Here is a 17,639-nt window from a genome sequence, read left to right as displayed (position 1 = left end):
CAGCGGTGTGCCAGGCACCCGAACAGAGTGCCTGGCAATCGCCCCTAGTTGTCGTAACCCAGGTTCGGCGCCAGCCAGCGTTCGGTCACGGCCAGATCCTGGTCTTTGCGTGCGGTGTAGCTGGTCACCTGGTCCTTGTCGATCTTGCCTACAGCAAAGTACTGCGCCTGTGGATGGGCGAAGTACCAGCCGCTGACCGCTGCGGCCGGGAACATCGCGTAGTGCTCGGTGAGGAACACGCCGCTGCGGCCCGCATGCATCTCGTGGGCCTCGGGGTCGAGCAGTTGGAACAACTGGGCCTTCTCGGTGTGATCCGGGCACGCCGGGTAGCCGGGGGCAGGGCGGATACCGCTGTACTGCTCCTTGATCAGCGCCTCGTTGTCCAGTTCTTCATCCTTGGCATAGCCCCAGTAGTCTTTACGGACTTGCTGGTGCAGCCATTCGGCGCAGGCTTCGGCCAGGCGGTCGGCCAGGGCCTTGACCATGATCGAGTTGTAGTCGTCGCCCGCATCCTGGTAAGCCTTGGCCACTTCCTCGGCGCCGATGCCGGCGGTGGTGATAAAACCACCGATGTAGTCGGTTACGCCGCTGTCCTTGGGCGCAACAAAGTCGGCCAGGGAGAAGTTCGGCTTGCCGTCGGTCTTGATGATCTGCTGGCGCAGGTGATGCAGTTTGGCAATCGGCTGGCCGTCGTCGCCGTAGACTTCCAGGTCATCCTCCTGCACCTGGTTGGTCGGCCAGAAACCGAACACGGCGCGGGCGCTGATGAGTTTTTCGTCGATCAGCTTGTTGAGCATTTCCTGGGCGTCGGCGTACAGCGCGGTGGCCGCTTCACCCACCACCTCATCGGTGAGGATGCGCGGAAACTTGCCGGCCAGGTCCCAGGAGATAAAGAACGGCGTCCAGTCGATGTACTCGGCCAGCACCTTGAGGTCGATATTGTCCAGCACCTTGGCCCCGGTAAACGTCGGTTTGACCGGGGTGTAGGTGCTCCAGTCGAACTGCGGCTTCTTGGCGATGGCCGCCGCGTAGCTCAGGCGCTCGGTGCGGGCGCTGCGGTTAGAGGTGCGCTCACGCACGTCGATGTATTCCAGGCGGGTCTTCTCGACAAACCCGGCCTTCAGCTCCTTGGACAGCAACTGGGTGGCCACGCCCACCGCGCGTGAGGCGTCGGTCACGTAGATCACCGCATCGTTGCTGTACTTGGGCTCGATCTTCACCGCCGTGTGCGCCTTGGAGGTCGTGGCGCCACCGATCATCAGCGGCAGGTGGAAGTCCTGGCGCTGCATCTCGCGGGCCACGTGCACCATTTCATCCAGGGACGGTGTGATCAGCCCGGACAGGCCGATGATGTCGCACTTCTGCTCCTTGGCCACCTGCAGGATTTTCTCGGCCGGGACCATCACGCCCAGGTCGACAATGTCGTAGCCGTTGCAACCGAGCACCACGCCGACAATGTTCTTGCCGATGTCGTGTACGTCACCCTTGACCGTAGCCATGAGGATCTTGCCCTTGGCTTCCGGCTTGTCGCCTTTTTCCAGCTCGATGAAGGGGATCAAGTGGGCCACGGCTTGCTTCATTACCCGTGCCGATTTCACCACCTGGGGCAGGAACATTTTACCGGCGCCAAACAGGTCGCCGACGATGTTCATGCCGGACATCAACGGGCCTTCGATCACCTCGATCGGGCGCGCGAACGACTGCCGGGATTCCTCGGTGTCTTCAACGATATGGGTGGTGATGCCCTTGACCAGCGCATGCTCCAGGCGCTTGTTGACTTCCCAGCCACGCCATTCCTCGGTCTCGGCTTCCTTGACGCTGCCGTCGCCCTTGTACTTGTCGGCGATGGCGAGGAGGGCGTCGGTGCCTTCCGGGGTGCGGTTGAGGACCACGTCTTCCACGGCGTCGCGCAGCTCGGCCGGGATCTGGTCGTAGATCTCCAGTTGGCCGGCGTTGACGATGCCCATGGTCAGGCCGTTGCGGATCGCATACAGCAGGAACACTGAGTGGATCGCCTCGCGCACCGGGTTATTGCCGCGGAACGAGAACGACACGTTGGACACGCCACCGGAGGTCAGCGCATACGGCAGTTCATCGCGGATATAGGCACAGGCGTTGATAAAGTCGACGGCATAGTTGTTGTGCTCTTCGATACCGGTGGCCACGGCGAAGATGTTCGGGTCGAAGATGATGTCTTGCGGCGGGAAGCCCACTTCATTGACCAGAATGTCGTAGGAGCGCTTGCAGATCTCTTTCTTGCGCGCCTCGGTGTCGGCCTGGCCGGCTTCATCGAACGCCATCACCACCACCGCCGCGCCGTAGCGCTTGCACAGTTTGGCGTGATGAATGAACTGCTCGACACCTTCCTTCATGCTGATGGAGTTGACGATGCCCTTGCCCTGGATGCATTTGAGGCCGGCTTCGATCACTTCCCACTTGGAGGAGTCGATCATGATCGGTACACGGGAGATGTCCGGCTCGCCGGCAATCAGATTGAGGAAGGTCACCATGGCCTTCTTCGAATCGAGCATGCCCTCGTCCATGTTGATGTCGATCACCTGGGCGCCGGCTTCCACCTGCTGCAGGGCGACTTCCAGGGCTTCGGTGTAGTTGTCCTCGCGGATCAGCCGGGCGAATTTGGCGGAACCGGTGATGTTCGTACGTTCGCCGACGTTGACGAACAACGACTGGCGATCAATGGTGAAAGGCTCCAGGCCCGACAGGCGGCAGGCCTTGGGAATGTCCGGGATCTGGCGCGGCGCGTAGCCGGCCACGGCCTTGGCGATGGCCTCGATATGGCCCGGCGTGGTGCCGCAGCAACCGCCGACGATATTGAGGAAGCCGCTCTGGGCGAATTCTTCGATGACCTTGGCGGTTTGCGCTGGCAGCTCGTCGTACTCGCCGAACTCGTTGGGCAGGCCGGCGTTGGGGTGGGCGGACACGTAGGTGTCGGCCTTGTTCGACAGTTCTTCCAGGTACGGCCGCAACTCGCTGGCGCCCAGGGCGCAGTTCAAGCCCACGGAAATCGGCTTGGCGTGGCTGATGGAGTTCCAGAACGCCTCGGTGGTCTGGCCCGACAGCGTGCGGCCGGAGGCGTCGGTGATGGTCCCGGAAATCATGATCGGCAGTTCCACACCCAGTTCTTCGTACACGCCTTGCACGGCAAAGATCGCAGCCTTGGCGTTGAGGGTGTCGAAGATGGTTTCGATGAGGATCATGTCCGCGCCGCCTTCGATCAGGCCTTTGGTGGCCTCGGTGTAGTTCTCCACCAGTTCATCGAAGGTGACGTTGCGGTAGCCGGGGTTGTTCACGTCGGGCGACAGCGAGCAGGTGCGGCTGGTCGGGCCCAGCACGCCCGCGACAAAGCGCGGTTTGTCCGGGGTTTCCAGGGTCTTGGCGTCGGCGACCCGGCGGGCCAGGCGTGCGCCTTCCAGGTTCAGCTCGTAGGCCAGCGCCTCCATGCCGTAGTCGGCCTGGGACACTTGGGTGGCGTTGAAGGTGTTGGTCTCGAGGATGTCGGCACCGGCATCCAGGTACGCTTTCTCGATCCCGCCGATCACGTCCGGGCGGCTCAGGATCAACAGGTCGTTGTTACCCTTGACGTCGCTGGGCCAGTCGGCGAAGCGTTTGCCACGGTAGTCCTCTTCCTCCAGCTTGTAGCTCTGGATCATCGTGCCCATGCCGCCATCGAGGATCAGGATGCGTTCCTTGAGGGCTTGGTGGAGGGCTTGCAGGCGAGTGCTACGATCGGACATGGGACTACTCTAATCAGGCATTACGGAGGGCGTGGATCATAGCAAACCTGTGCGCTTTTAGAGCATGCCTGGGTTTTGCATGAATATCGCTCATGTTGAGGGCGCCTCGACATCGGTAGAATCGCGGCAATTTTTCAGCGCTCGCATCGACTCGGGACCGGATACATGCAACTTCGCCTCATCACCGGCGCCGCCTTGGCGCTGGTCGCCTGCCTCGCGCAGGCCAACGGACCCGCCCCGGCGCTTTCCTATACCCGCGATATTCAACCGATCTTCACCGAGAAATGCGTGGCCTGCCATGCCTGCTACGACTCCGCCTGCCAGCTCAACCTGGGCAGTGGCGAAGGTGCGGCACGCGGCGCGAGCAAGCTGCCGGTGTATGACGGCGAGCGCAGCCAGGCGTCGCAGCCGACCCGGCTGTTTTATGACGCCTTTGGCAAGGCCGCCTGGCAGCGCCACGGTTTTGCCTCGGTGCTAGATGCCCAGGGCACCCAGGCGGCGCTGATGGCGCGCATGCTGGAACTGGGTCATAAAACCCCATTGGCGCCCAATGCCAAGCTGCCCGAAGAGATTGTGCTGGGCCTGAACCGCGAGAATATGTGCCCATTGCCGGGGGAGTTCGACGCCTACGCCGGCGCGCACCCCAAGGAAGGCATGCCGTTGGCCGTCACCGGCCTGACCGATCAGCAATACCAGACCCTGCAGCGTTGGCTGGCGTCCGGTGCGCCTATTGATGAGCAGGGCCTGGCGCCGAGTGCCCAGGAAGCCTTGCAGGTACAGCAATGGGAAAACCTGCTGAACCAGCCCGGCGCCCGGGAAAGCCTGGTGGCGCGCTGGTTGTTCGAGCATCTGTTCCTCGCTCATATCTATTTCGAGGGCGGTGAGCCGGGGCATTTTTTCCAGTGGGTCCGCTCGCGTACGCCCAGCGGCCAGCCCATCGACCTGATCAACACCCGTCGTCCGAATGACGACCCTGGCACCCGCGTGTACTACCGCCTGTGGCCGGTGCAAGGGGTGATCGTGCACAAGACCCACATTACCTACCCCTTCAGCGCGGCGAAGATGGAGCGGGTCAAGTCGCTGTTCTACAGTGGCGACTGGCAAGCCACGGCGCTGCCGGGCTACGGCCCTGGCCGTCGGGCCAACCCGTTTGAAACGTTCGAGGCGATCCCGGTCAAGGCGCGCTACCAGTTCATGCTGGATAACGCCGAATACTTCGTGCGCACGTTTATTCGTGGGCCGGTGTGCCGTGGGCAGATTGCCACGGACGTAATCCGCGACAACTTCTGGACCCTGTTCCAGGACCCGGACCATGACCTGTACATCACCGATGCCCGCTATCGCGGCCAGGCCACGCCGCTGCTGGCGATGCCGGGGCAGAACGATGACGTGGGCAGTGTGTTGAGCCTGTGGCTGGCCTACCGTGACAAACGCAATGAATACGAGGTACTGCGCCGCGACAACTACGCTGATTTGCCGGCGCCGGGCTGGTCGAGCCTGTGGCAGGGCAATGACAACGCGTTGCTGAGCATCTTCCGCCACTTCGACAGCGCTTCGGTGAACAAGGGCCTGATTGGCGAAGTCCCACAGACGATGATGTGGCTGTTCGACTACCCGCTGCTGGAGCGCACCTATTATCAGTTGGCGGTGAATTTCGACGTGTTCGGCAATGTCTCGCACCAGGCCCAGACCCGTTTGTATTTCGACCTGATCCGCAATGGCGCCGAGCAGAACTTCCTGCGCCTGATGCCGGCGGATTCGCGCGATGGCTTGCTCGACGACTGGTACCAGAACAGCGGCAAGGTCAAGCTGTGGCTGGACTATGAAGCCATCGACAATGACAAGCCCAGCGGCCTGAAGCTGGACCTGCAGGACCCGAAACGGGACTTTGCCAACCAGTTGCTGGCCCGGTATGCCGACTTGAACGCCAGCCCGGACCCGATCAACCGTTGCATCAGTGCCTACTGCTCACGTCTGGGGTATCGACCCGCAACTGCGCGACGTCGAACAAACCCTCAGCCGCCTGACCTCAAGGCCGGCGGCCGGGCTCAAGGTGATCGAGCAGTTGCCGGAAGCCACCTTGCTGCGCATCCAGACTCCGAGCGGCAAACGCGAGGTCTACAGCCTGCTGCGCAACCGCGCCCACAGCAACGTGGCCTTTATGCTCGGCGAGGCTTATCGCTATCAACCGGGCCTGGATACCCTGACGATCTATCCGGGCGTGCTCAGCAGCTACCCCAACTTCATCTTCAATGTGCCGGCCGAGGATGTGCCCGAGTTTGTCGAGGACATGGAGCTGGCCAGGGACGCCAAGCGCTTTGAACGGATTGTCGAACGCTGGGGCATTCGCCGCAGCCACCCGCAGTTCTGGGAGTACTTCCACGATTTATCGCAATACATCCGCGAAACCACTCCGGTGGAAGAGGGTGTGCTGGATATGAATCGCTACGAGAACCTGTAGGTGTGGATTTGCCTGACAAAAATACTAGGACTTTGTACCGTCGCGGCGATTGGCGTAAACTGCCGGCAAGCCTGTGAGGAGTTCCCATGACTGCCATAACCATTACCGACGCCGCCCACGATTACCTGGCTGATCTGCTGTCCAAGCAGAACACCCCGGGTATCGGCATCCGCGTCTTTATCACCCAGCCTGGCACCCAGTACGCCGAGACGTGCATTGCCTACTGCAAGCCGGGCGAAGAAAAGCCTGAAGACACCGCCCTGGGGCTCAAGAGCTTCACCGCGTATATCGACGCCTTCAGCGAAGCCTTCCTTGACGATGCCGTGGTCGACTACGCCACTGACCGCATGGGTGGCCAACTGACCATCAAGGCGCCCAACGCCAAGGTGCCGAACGTCAATGCCGATAGCCCGATCAACGAGCGTATCAACTACTACCTGCAGACCGAGATCAATCCGGGCCTGGCCAGCCATGGCGGCCAGGTCAGCCTGATCGACGTGGTGGATGACGGTATCGCCGTGCTCAAGTTCGGTGGCGGCTGCCAGGGCTGTGGGCAGGCTGACGTGACCTTGCGTGAAGGTATTGAGCGTACGTTGCTGGAGCGGATTCCCGAGCTCAAGGGCGTCCGTGACGTGACTGACCATACGCAGAAAGAAAACGCCTACTATTAAGGTGTTCGCTGCAAACAAAAAAACGGCGTCCGTGAGCGCCGTTTTTTTATGCTTTAAAGTTAGCAAGTTACACGATTTGTCTAACAAATAAGATGAGCTTTTTGAGCTGGCTTGCATGCGATAGCCGTAGGTATCTATACATCTCTTTTATCCAGTGCTTGTTGGGTTTGTGAACATATCCGTTGCTGCGGTCATGGCGGCTATTGGTTCCGCTCTTACAGCGGGTCACTTTTGGAAAAGAGCCCTCCGTGTCAGGCTACCTGTCGCGCTTGTTGATTGACTCAATTATTCAAGAGGGCGAAGGTGTGTAGCAATGTCCAAGCGTTATGACGACGAATTCAAAGACTGGGCCGTTCTGCAAATGATGCCGCCCCTCAATCGCTCAGTGGCAGACCTTGCCGTTGCGCTCAACCTCACGCCACAGTCACTGCGTAACTGGAGACAAATGGCTAGAGATAAAGGTTTGATCGTGCCGGGAAACGGCAAAACCAGTGATCAATGGTCCAGCGCCGATAAATTCAATGCTGTCATGGAAACCGCTCCGTTGAGCGAGGTGGAAATCTCCCAATACTGCCGAATCAAGGGCGTTTATCCGGAGCAAATCCAGCAGTGGCGCGAAGCCTGTCAAAACGCCAATACCCTGGCTGACCTGAAGCCCAGCGCAGAGAAAACTGCCGAACAACGACGAATCAAAGAGCTGGAACGTCAGTTGATCCAATCCGATGCTGGACGTGCTGAGGCGGAGGCTTTGCTGGAACTCAGAAAAAAAGCCAATGCGATCTGGGGCAAGGACAAGGAAGACTGATCAGCGCCTCTGATCGTACGCAAGCCATGCAGTTGATTGCCGAGGCGGTGCTCGGTGGGGCTCGTCGATATCGGGCGTGCAACGAGCTGGGACTGAGCCTGCGCACGGTTCAACGTTGGCGATACGCCGCCTGCGACAAGCGCCTGCTGGCTCAGCGGGCAGCGCCGTCAAACAAACTCAGCGAAGCGGAGCGCCAAGCGGTGCTTGATGCGGCCAGTCAGGCTGGCTACGCCAGCCTCACACCGCACCAAATCGTTCCTAAGCTGGCGGATGAGGGTATCTATCTGGCTTCGGAGTCGACGTTTTATCGCGTGTTAAAAGCGGCTAATCAAAACGTGCGCCGTGGTCGTGCCAAAGCTCCGAAACGCAGGGCGCTGACAACGCATTGTGCTGACGGCCCCAATCAAGTGTGGTGCTGGGATATCACCTGGTTACCCAGCACCGTCAAGGGCCGTTTTTTCTACTGGTACATGGTCAAGGACATCTACAGCCGTAAATTGGTCGCCAATGAGGTGCATGAGGTGGAGTGCGCTGAGCATGCGTGCGAACTGCTCGAAAAGGGCTGCTTACGCGAACACACGGCCGGTCGTCCATTGGTGCTGCACTCGGATAATGGTCACGTTATGAGAGGCTCTTTGCTGCGTGAAAGCATGGTTTCGCTAGGCGTAGAGCCGTCATTTAGCCGACCGCGCGTGAGCAACGACAATGCATACGCCGAAGCACTTTTTCGTACCGCAAAGTACTGCCCACTCTGGCCGGACCAGCCGTTTGATACCCTCACAGAAGCAAGACTTTGGGTACAAAAATTTATCGAGTGGTACAACGAAGATCATCGTCACAGCGCCTTGAAATACGTGACGCCGAACGAGCGCCACGAAGGCAAGGCGACAGCTCTATTACAAGCCCGAGTGGCGCTATATGAAGATGCCAGAGAAGCTAATCCGAGCCGCTGGAGTACCAGGACACGCAACTGGAAGTTGGCAGATGCGGTGTATTTGAACCCAGAACGCCCTGAAGTTAAGGGCGCAATGGGTTAGCCGCAGCAGTACTAAGGCGACAGGTACCTTGACACGTACCGCTCTTTTCCAAAAGTGACCCGCTGTAAGAGCGGAACCAATAGCCGCCGTAACCGCAGCAACGGATATGTACACACCCCCCAGAAGAGAACTATGTAGAGACTCATGCCGCGATAGCGGAGGGTCAGGCGACTTCTCTACAGCCGGTTAAACCGCAATCGCAGGCAATCCAGCCCCCACACTGTCAGGGTCGGTAGAGGTGGGCGTGACCCGCGCGATACAGCGAGGATTCGCTGAAGCGGTCACTGGCCAGCACTCGACCCACCACAATCAGCGCGGTGCGCCTGAACCCCTTGGCTGCCACTTTGCTGACAATATCCGCCAAGGTGCCAATCGCCCAATCCTGATCCGGCCAGGTCGCCCGGTGTACCACGGCAATCGGGCAATCTGCACCGTAATGCGGCAGCAGCTCGGCGACGATTTTCTCCAGGTGATTGACCCCCAGATGCACGGCCATGGTAGTGCCGTGGCTGGCCAGGCTGTCGAAGGACTCCCCCGCAGGCATCGTGGTTTTATCGGCATAGCGGGTCAGGATCACGCTTTGGGCGATATCCGGTAAGGTCAGCTCCGCCTCCAGCAACGCGGCACAGGCGGCCACGGCGGTGACGCCGGGAATGATCTGGAAGGGAATTCCCAGTGCGCGCAAATGGCGGATTTGCTCGCCAATCGCGCCATACAGGCTCGGATCGCCAGAATGCACCCGCGCCACGTCCTGGCCCTGTTCATGGGCATGCTTGATCAACTCAATGATCTGCTCCAGGTGCAGTTCGGCGCTGTTGACCAGGGTTTCGGCCTGATGGCCTTCAAGCACGGCGGCCGGCACCAGAGAGCCGGCGTAGATAATTACCGGGCAACTGCGGATCAGCCGCTGGCCTTTGACGGTGATCAGTTCCGGGTCGCCGGGGCCTGCGCCGATGAAGTAGACGGTCATGGAGGATTCCTGTGAAAAAGCCGGCGAGGCGGGCTGCAGATGAAGACCGCTCATGATCAAGGAGGCGGATTATCGGGAATTCAGCCCGCGCACGCCAATGCAAAGGTGGCTTGCGGGCTTTTCTGGCGGTTGATCAACAGGCGGGCAGGGCGCTGGGCCAAGTGCTCGGCCAGGGCCAGGGCGGCGCTTTCGGCGATGCCGTGGCAGCCGGTATGGGCAAACGCGACAGCAGAGCGGTGGCTCAATTGCGCTTCGTGGATCGCCAGCTGTTCGGCACTGAAAAACTGCAGTGGCAACCTCAAGTGTTCGGCCAGGGCCAGTAACCCTGGCTCATCCTGTTTACGGTCGATACTCGCCAGTGCGCTGATGTGCCGAGGGTCGATTCCCGCGCCAGCCAAGGCTTCATTGAACAGCGCCAATAGCGCCGCGACGCTGCAGCCACGCTGACAACCCAGGCCGACCACCAGGGTCGGCGCGGTGGTGGCTGCTGTCATGCCGAGTGCTGGTCGTCGCGATTGCGTCGGAACAACCAGTCGCTGATCAGGCCCAGGGCCAGCCAGAACGCAACATTGGTCAGCTGCGACGCGATCTTGAACTGCGCTTCCAGGGCCTGCGGGGCGAGCATCGAGTGCACTTCGGGCTGTGGCGCGCCAATCACATGGGGCACCGCCAGGATCGCCACGCCGAGGATCTTCAGCAGCCAGTTGCGACCAAACACAATCAGCGCGATACCGGCGGCGGTGGAGGCTGCCGCGCCGATCCACCAGATCTGCCGTTGCGCCAGGTCCGCCGCAGCGGTGCCGGGCAGTTCCGGTGGCAGGCCGAGGGTCGGTGCCAGCACAAAGGTGGCGTAACCGGCCAGGCCCCAGAGCAGGCCCTGGGCGGTGCGGGTCGGGGCGCGCAGGGTGTACAGGCCGGCGAGCATCAGCGCAAAACCTACGGCGACCACCAGGTTACCGCCAGTGGTGGACAGCACGCGCTGCCAGCCGTCTTCCGGTTCCCAGGCCTCGGCGTCGTGGCTGTGGGCCGCAGCACCAGGCCAGGCGCATGCTCATGCACTTCGGTCGTGGCCGGGGCGTTTTCGTAGGTTTCCGCCTGCTGAATCAGCGGAGCCACCCAGAAACTTTGCAGCAGGGTCAGCAGCAGGGCGGCCAACAGGCCGGTGAAACCTGCGGTTTGCGCAATTCGCTTGATCATGGTTGCAGGTCTCAATGGCACGGGAAGGCGTGCGCTGTGGCGCGTATCGTGGGCGGCGTTGTGCACGGCCTCGATATGGGAGAACCCGGCGAAATACACCAGGCACGCACCGAGGATCGACGCGCCGATAGCGGCGGTCAGGCGTTGGCTCAAGGTGGCGGAGCGGCTGGCGGTGTGTGAGGTGCTGCTGATGATCGACATGGCACGTCCCTTTCGAGTGGCAGGGTGACACGAGCGCATGAAAACCCCGCGAGCCGGGCACGCAGGGTTCTGAACAGCGCCCGCCCACCGCGGGTTTGTTATTTGATTTTTCGGGCCGGTCTCCGGGCTTGCGAGGGGGCTCTCTTGAGTCCTGAAAGCATCGCCTTCCCATGCCAGAAGCACAGTGGCTGTGACGCTTCGCTCGCTTACCGTTGCGGGGGCAGCACCGGATTGGTCATGCATGCATGATTGACCGGTTTCCCGTTTCACCCTGTAAAGGGCACCCGAAACAAGATGTGTAGGAGAGCATGGGCGCGGGATGGCCGTCAATCTGTAGCTGGGCACCGCGGCTCTTCGCATGGTTTTGAATTGACCGTCCCTCAAGCACTGCGTAGCCTTGCACCTTCGAGGTTCTTCGGCTGCGGTCGAAGCTAAGAAGGGAACGCGGTCCAAGCCGCGGCTGCCCCCGCAACTGTAAAGGGTTTATCTGACTGCCACGCCACTGCCAATACGGCGGGAAGGCGCAGCCAGCGCCAGCCGCAAGGCCGGCAAGCCCCAAGCCAGGAGACCTGCCTCGCAACCGATTTTCCATTTCAACCGGGCGGGGTGATCCGGTGACGAATCCAGCACCTGCACGCCGCTGCAGGGCCAGTCGTCCCGTATGCCCGCCCCAAAGGGCATCCGATGAAAACACTGGCCAAACTTCCCGTCACTATCGTCACCGGCTTTCTCGGCTCGGGCAAAACCACCTTGCTGCGGCACATGCTGGACAACGCCCAGGGCCGGCGCATTGCTGTGATCGTCAACGAATTCGGCGAACTGGGTATCGACGGCGAGATCCTCAAACAGTGCTCCATCGGTTGCACCGAAGAAGAAGCCAGCGGGCGCGTGTATGAACTGGCCAACGGCTGCCTGTGCTGCACCGTGCAAGAAGAGTTCTTCCCGGTGATGCGCGAGCTGGTGGCCCGTCGTGGCGACCTCGACCATATCCTCATCGAAACCTCTGGCCTGGCGCTGCCCAAGCCCCTGGTGCAGGCCTTCCAGTGGCCGGAAATCCGCAGCGCCTGCACGGTTGACGCGGTGATCACCGTGGTCGACAGCCCGGCCGTGGCCGCTGGCACCTTTGCCGCGTTCCCGGACCAGGTCGACGCCCAGCGCAAACTGGACCCGAACCTGGACCACGAATCGCCACTGCACGAGTTGTTCGCCGACCAACTGGCCAGCGCCGACCTGGTGATCCTCAACAAAACCGACCTGATCAGCCCTGAAGACCTGGCCCGTGTACGCCTGGAAGTCGCCGAAGAACTGCCGCCAGCAGTGAAAATCGTCGAAGCCAGCAGCGGCCGCCTGCCTCTGGATGTGCTAATTGGCCTGGGTGCCGGCTCCGAGGAGCATATCGACGGGCGCCATAGCCATCACGATCATCACCACGAAGGTGAAGACGACCACGATCACGATGCGTTTGACTCCATCTCCATCGACCTGCCACAGGCTGATGAAGCGCTGCTGCTCGATGCCCTGACGCAATTGGTGGTGCAGCACGGCATCCTGCGGGTCAAAGGCTTCGCCGCGATCCCCAACAAGCCGATGCGCCTGTTGATCCAAGGCGTGGGCACGCGCTTCGACAAGCACTTCGACCGGGCCTGGGGCGCTGACGAAGCGCGCATCACACGGTTGGTGCTGATCGGTCAGGACCTGGATGCGGCGGGCCTTGAAGCGCAATTGCGCGCCGCGCTCAGCGTTTAACCATGCACCTGCTCAGGACCCAGCCCGGTGGCTTCGTCTCCGATGACAACATCGCCGACCTGGGACAAACCCCCGCCGAGCTGGTGATCCTGTGCAGCGGCGATTCCAGCCTGGCGTTGCTGGCCGAAGCCGCCCAGCAACTGCCCGACGACTACCCGAGCCTGCGCCTGGCCAACCCGATGCAGGTGCAGAACCACGCCTCGGTGGACCTGTATGTGGATGAGGTGCTGCGCCACGCCAAGGTCATCCTGATATCCCTGCACGGCGGCATCGGCTATTGGCGCTACGGCATCCAACGCCTGGTGGAGCTGGCCGAGCAGGGCGTGCAGTTGATCCTGGTGCCGGGGGATGATCGCCCCGATCCCGAACTCAGCGGCCTGAGCACCGTGGGTGTGGTGGAGCGTGACCGCCTGTGGCACTTTCTGCGCCAGGGCGGGCTGGGGAATGCGCTGGATTTCTATCGTTGCCTGGCCAGTAGCTTCCTGGGCCGCGATTACCCGTGGGCCGAGCCGCAAACTCTGCCGCGCACCGCGATCTATCACCCGCGCGCCGCCAATGCCCGCCTCAATGACTGGCAGGCGGACTGGAACACCGATTGGCCGGTGGCAGCGGTGCTGTTCTACCGCTCGCACTTGCAGGCGGCCAATACCGGTTTTATTGATGTGTTCTGCCAACGCTTGCAGGCAGCGGGCCTTAACCCGCTGCCGATGGCGGTGGCCAGCCTGAAAGAGCCCGGCTGCCTGACAGTGGTCGAGGATTTGCTGGATGAGGTCGGGGCGGCGGTGATTCTGAACACCACCGGCTTTGCCCAATCCAGCCCCGAAGCGCCCCATCTGCGGCCGTTTCGCCGCAATATCCCGGTGATCCAGGCGATCTGCGCCCAGGACAACCAGCCCGGCTGGGAAGCCAGCGAGCAGGGCCTCGGCCCGCGTGATCTGGCGATGCACATTGCTTTGCCGGAGCTGGACGGGCGCATCATCAGCCGCCCGATCAGCTTCAAGGACCTGGCCTGGCGCAGCGAGCGCAGCCAATCGGACGTGGTGTGCTACCGCGCGGCCCCCGAACGCATGGACTTTGTCGCCGAACTGGCGCGGCGCTGGGTCGAGCTGGCACGGGTGCCGCATGCCGACAAGCGCATTGCGCTGATCCTCGCCAACTACCCGACCCGTGATGGGCGCATCGGTAATGGCGTGGGCCTGGACACCCCGGCCGCGGCCTTGAATATCCTGCGGGCCCTGCAGGCCGAGGGTTATCCGCTGCCGGATGCATTGCCGGCCAGCGGCACTGCGCTGATCCATGACCTGCTCGGCGGTGTCACCAACGACCTGGACAGCCTCGACCTGCGCCCCTGCCATCAAAGCCTGGGCCTGGACGAATACCAGGCGATGTTCAATCGCTTGCCCGAGGCCAACCGCCAGGCCGTGCTGGAACGCTGGGGCACGCCTCATAACGATCCGATGTGCCGCGACGGGCGCATGATGATCGCCGGCCTGCGCCTGGGCCTGACCTTTGTCGGCATCCAGCCGGCGCGGGGCTACCAGGTGGATGCCAGCGCGGTGTACCACGACCCGGACCTGGTGCCGCCCCACGCTTACCTGGCGTTCTATTTCTGGCTGCGCCACACCTACGGCGCCCATGGCGTGATCCACGTCGGCAAGCACGGCAACCTGGAATGGCTGCCGGGTAAAGGCGTCGGGCTGTCCGAGAACTGCTGGCCAGATGCATTGCTGGGACCGCTGCCGAACATCTATCCGTTTATCGTCAATGATCCGGGCGAGGGTGCCCAGGCCAAGCGCCGGACCCAGGCGGTGATCATCGACCATTTGATGCCGCCGCTGACCCGCGCCGAAACCTATGGCCCATTGCGCAGTCTGGAATTGTTGGCGGATGAGTATTACGAGGCGCAGTTGCTCGATCCGCGACGCGCTCTGGAGCTGCAAAAGGACATCCTCAAGCTGGTGCGCGAAACCCGCATCGATCAAGAGCTGGAACTGGATAACGAGGCTGACGCTGCCGTCTGGCTGCCGCGCCTGGACACCTACCTGTGCGATCTGAAGGAGTCGCAGATCCGCGACGGCCTGCATATCTTTGGCGAGTCGCCCGAAGGTCGCCTGCGTATCGACACCTTGCTGGCCCTGCTGCGCATTCCGCGTGGCGATGGGCGGGGTCCGCAATCAAGCCTGCTGCGGGTATTGGCCAAGGCCTTTGAGCTGGGCTTTGACCCGCTGGACTGCGCGCTGGCCGAACCCTGGACCGGGCGCCGCCCCGAGGTGCTGCAGAAGATCGACGGGCAGTTGTGGCGTACCGCTGGCGATACTCGCGAGCGCCTGGAGTTGTATGCGGCGCGGTTGATCGAACAGGCGCTGGAAGGCCCGCTCGAACAGCTTGAGGAGCCGGGCTGGGAGGAGGTGAAATCGGTGATCGAAAGCCTGCGCATCGTCGTCGCACCGCGCCTGGATGCCTGTGGCCCGGCCGAAATGCATGGCTTGCTGGAGGCGTTGAGCGGTCGTTTCGTGCCGGCGGGCCCCAGTGGTGCGCCGAGTCGTGGGCGCCTGGATGTGCTGCCGACCGGGCGCAATTTCTTCACCGTCGACGTGCGTAACCTGCCTACCACGACTGCCTGGCGTATCGGTTTCCAATCCGCAAACCTGATGCTTGAGCGGCACCTGCAGGACCATGGTGACCATCTGCGTCAGTTGGGGCTTTCCGTGTGGGGCACCGCGACCATGCGCACCGGCGGTGACGATATCGCCCAGGCCATGGCACTGATGGGCGTGCGACCGGTGTGGGCCACGGGCAGCCAGCGTGTCGATGATTTTGAGATATTGCCCATCAGCTTGCTCGACCGCCCGCGAGTTGACGTCACGCTGCGGGTGTCGGGGTTCTTCCGCGATGCGTTCGCCAACCTGATCCGCCTGTTCGATGCTGCGGTGCAGGCGGTCGCGGCGCTGGATGAGCCGGACGACCTGAACCCCCTGGCGGCCAAGGTGCGCAGCGAGCGCGAGGCGCTGCGCAAGTCGGGCCTGGATGAAGAGGCTGCGGCCAAGCAGGCCGGCTGGCGCATTTTCGGCGCCAAGCCTGGGGCCTATGGCGCGGGTGTGCAGGGCGCGATTGACGGTCGCCTGTGGCAAAGCCGCGAAGACCTGGCCGAGGTCTACCTGAATTGGGGGGGCTACGCCTATGGCGGTGCGGATGAAGGCACCGCCGCCCGTGAACAGTTCGCCCAGCGCCTGAGCCAGGTGCAGGCCGTGCTGCAGAACCAGGATAACCACGAGCACGACTTGCTCGACTCCAATGACTATTACCAATTCCAGGGCGGTATGCTCGCCGCCGTGGAAACCCTCAGTGGCGCCAAGGCCGCCAGCTACCATGGCGATCATAGCCAGCCGGACTTGCCGAAAATCCGCACGCTGAAGGAAGAGCTGAACCGGGTGATCCGTTCCCGCGCCGCCAACCCCAAGTGGATCGAAGGGGTCAAGCGCCACGGCTATAAAGGCGCGTTCGAGATGGCGGCGACGGTGGACAATCTGTTCGCCTTCGACGCGACCACGGCGCTGATCGATGACCACCAATATGCATTGCTGGCCGATGCTTACCTGCTCGACCCCGACACCCGGGCGTTTGTGCAACAGCACAACCCCGCGGCCTTGCGCGACATGACCGAGCGCATGCTGGAAGCCCAGCAGCGCGGTATGTGGCAGGAACCGGGGGCGTACCGCGAGGCATTGGAAAACCTGTTGCTGGACATAGAAGAAGACAGTTGATGACTGACATCCCCCATTTCCCACTGTCGGCAGTGGTCGGTGCCGACGACCTGAAGCTTGCCCTGTGCCTGACCGCCATCGACCCGAAGATCGGTGGCGTGCTGATCGAAGGCCCACGCGGCATGGCCAAGTCTACCCTGGCCCGCGGCCTGGCGGACCTGTTGGCCAGCGGGCAATTCGTCACCTTGCCGTTGGGCGCCACCGAAGAGCGTTTGGTCGGCACTCTGGACCTGGATGCGGCGCTGAGCGAAGGCCGTGCGCAGTTTTCCCCTGGGGTGCTGGCCAAGGCCGATGGCGGGGTACTGTATGTGGATGAGGTCAACCTACTGCCTGACCATCTGGTGGACCTGCTATTGGATGTAGCCGCCAGTGGCACCAACCTGATCGAGCGCGACGGTATATCCCACCGGCACTCGGCGCGTTTTGTGCTGATCGGCACGATGAACCCGGAAGAGGGTGAATTGCGTCCGCAGTTGCTGGATCGGTTTGGTTTCAACGTGGCATTGAGCGGGCAGACTTTGCCGACCGAGCGCGGGCAGATCATCCGTCGGCGCCTGGATTTCGATAGTGACCCTGGGGCGTTCTGTGCGCAGTGGGCCGACCAGCAAGCGGCGCTGCGTGCGCGTTGCACCCAGGCCCGTGCACGCCTGGAAAGCATCGCCCTGGATGACCAGGCCCTGGCGCAGATTACCGAGCGCTGCTTTGCCGCTGGTGTGGATGGCCTGCGCGCCGATCTGGTGTGGTTGCGCGGGGCGCGGGCCCATGCGGCGTGGCGTGGGGCTTCGGCCATCGCTGAAGAGGATATAGAGGCCGTTGCCGAATTTGCCCTGCGCCATCGTCGCCAGGAGCATTCATCTGCCGCCCACCCGCCGGAAAATGCGCCGGCGCCCAAACCCACTGACCCCAGCAGCGGCCAGGGACAGTGGGGTGAAATGCCTCCGTCTACACAAGTAACGGGTGCCCGCCGTGAAATACCCACCTGGCCAAAAAAGCCCTAGGCATTCGCCCCCGACCTGACGCGGGGGCGGATGC

General features: G+C 62.2%; 8 protein-coding genes, 3 pseudogenes and 2 riboswitches. Of the genes and pseudogenes, 6 read left to right on the top strand and 5 right to left on the bottom strand.

What is annotated here, in order from left to right; all coding sequences use genetic code 11:
- Positions 1-44: 44 nt before the first annotated feature.
- Positions 45-3,755, bottom strand: coding sequence for a methionine synthase (gene metH, locus PSH80_RS13845; RefSeq protein ID WP_057959409.1), 3,711 nt, complete (start codon positions 3,753-3,755; stop codon positions 45-47).
- Positions 3,756-3,920: 165 nt separating this feature from the next.
- Between metH and PSH80_RS13840 the strand changes: the two are divergent.
- The 3 genes and pseudogenes from PSH80_RS13840 (at position 3,921) to PSH80_RS13830 (ending at position 8,729) form a co-directional block, all read left to right on the top strand.
- Positions 3,921-6,216: pseudogene (locus PSH80_RS13840) on the top strand (fatty acid cis/trans isomerase).
- 86 nt (positions 6,217-6,302) lie between these two features.
- Complete coding sequence (gene nfuA, locus PSH80_RS13835; RefSeq protein ID WP_057436766.1) at positions 6,303-6,887, top strand: Fe-S biogenesis protein NfuA; 585 nt, start codon at positions 6,303-6,305, stop codon at positions 6,885-6,887.
- 313 nt (positions 6,888-7,200) lie between these two features.
- Positions 7,201-8,729, top strand: a protein-coding gene (locus PSH80_RS13830) for an IS3 family transposase (protein ID WP_370693699.1) whose coding sequence is annotated in 2 segments (ribosomal slippage) — positions 7,201-7,642 and positions 7,642-8,729 — 1,530 coding nt in all. Because the reading frame shifts where the segments join, the coding sequence is not laid out codon by codon here.
- Positions 8,730-8,952: 223 nt separating this feature from the next.
- Here PSH80_RS13830 and cobM read toward each other — a convergent pair.
- The 4 genes and pseudogenes from cobM to PSH80_RS13810 form a co-directional block, all read right to left on the bottom strand.
- Positions 8,953-9,699, bottom strand: a complete 747-nt coding sequence (gene cobM / locus PSH80_RS13825) for a precorrin-4 C(11)-methyltransferase (RefSeq protein WP_305417137.1) — start codon at positions 9,697-9,699, stop codon at positions 8,953-8,955.
- Positions 9,700-9,779: 80 nt separating this feature from the next.
- Positions 9,780-10,193, bottom strand: a complete 414-nt coding sequence (locus PSH80_RS13820; RefSeq protein ID WP_057959412.1) for a cobalamin biosynthesis protein — start codon at positions 10,191-10,193, stop codon at positions 9,780-9,782.
- Positions 10,190-10,896 (bottom strand): annotated as a pseudogene (locus tag PSH80_RS13815) (CbtA family protein). The gene PSH80_RS13820 and the pseudogene PSH80_RS13815 overlap by 4 nt, the downstream one beginning before the upstream one ends.
- Positions 10,897-10,907: 11 nt before the next feature.
- Positions 10,908-11,097, bottom strand: a pseudogene (locus PSH80_RS13810) (CbtB domain-containing protein).
- A gap of 95 nt (positions 11,098-11,192) precedes the next feature.
- Positions 11,193-11,400, bottom strand: a riboswitch (cobalamin riboswitch).
- 88 nt (positions 11,401-11,488) lie between these two features.
- A riboswitch (cobalamin riboswitch) is annotated at positions 11,489-11,689 on the top strand.
- A 92-nt stretch (positions 11,690-11,781) separates the two neighbouring features.
- Between PSH80_RS13810 and cobW the strand changes: the two are divergent.
- The 3 genes from cobW to PSH80_RS13795 are packed head-to-tail and all read left to right on the top strand — an operon-like array spanning position 11,782 to position 17,605.
- The gene (cobW, locus tag PSH80_RS13805; RefSeq protein ID WP_057436756.1) at positions 11,782-12,843 is read left to right on the top strand and encodes a cobalamin biosynthesis protein CobW; all 1,062 of its coding nucleotides are present in this window, start codon (positions 11,782-11,784) and stop codon (positions 12,841-12,843) included.
- Between the two features lie 2 nt (positions 12,844-12,845).
- A complete protein-coding gene (cobN, locus tag PSH80_RS13800) occupies positions 12,846-16,607 on the top strand; it encodes a cobaltochelatase subunit CobN (RefSeq protein ID WP_305417134.1) in 3,762 nt (1,253 codons plus the stop codon).
- Positions 16,607-17,605 (top strand): ATP-binding protein, encoded by a 999-nt coding sequence (locus PSH80_RS13795; RefSeq protein ID WP_273872750.1) that lies wholly within the window; start codon positions 16,607-16,609, stop codon positions 17,603-17,605. Before cobN ends, PSH80_RS13795 begins: the two co-directional genes overlap by 1 nt.
- The last annotated feature ends 34 nt before the right edge of the window (positions 17,606-17,639 follow it).

It is taken from the genome of Pseudomonas sp. FP818, from assembly GCF_030687335.1.
Classification (GTDB): Bacteria; Pseudomonadota; Gammaproteobacteria; order Pseudomonadales; family Pseudomonadaceae; genus Aquipseudomonas; species Aquipseudomonas shahriarae.
Note: the sequence above shows the minus strand (reverse complement) of the source record. Positions and strands in the feature narration are given on the sequence as shown.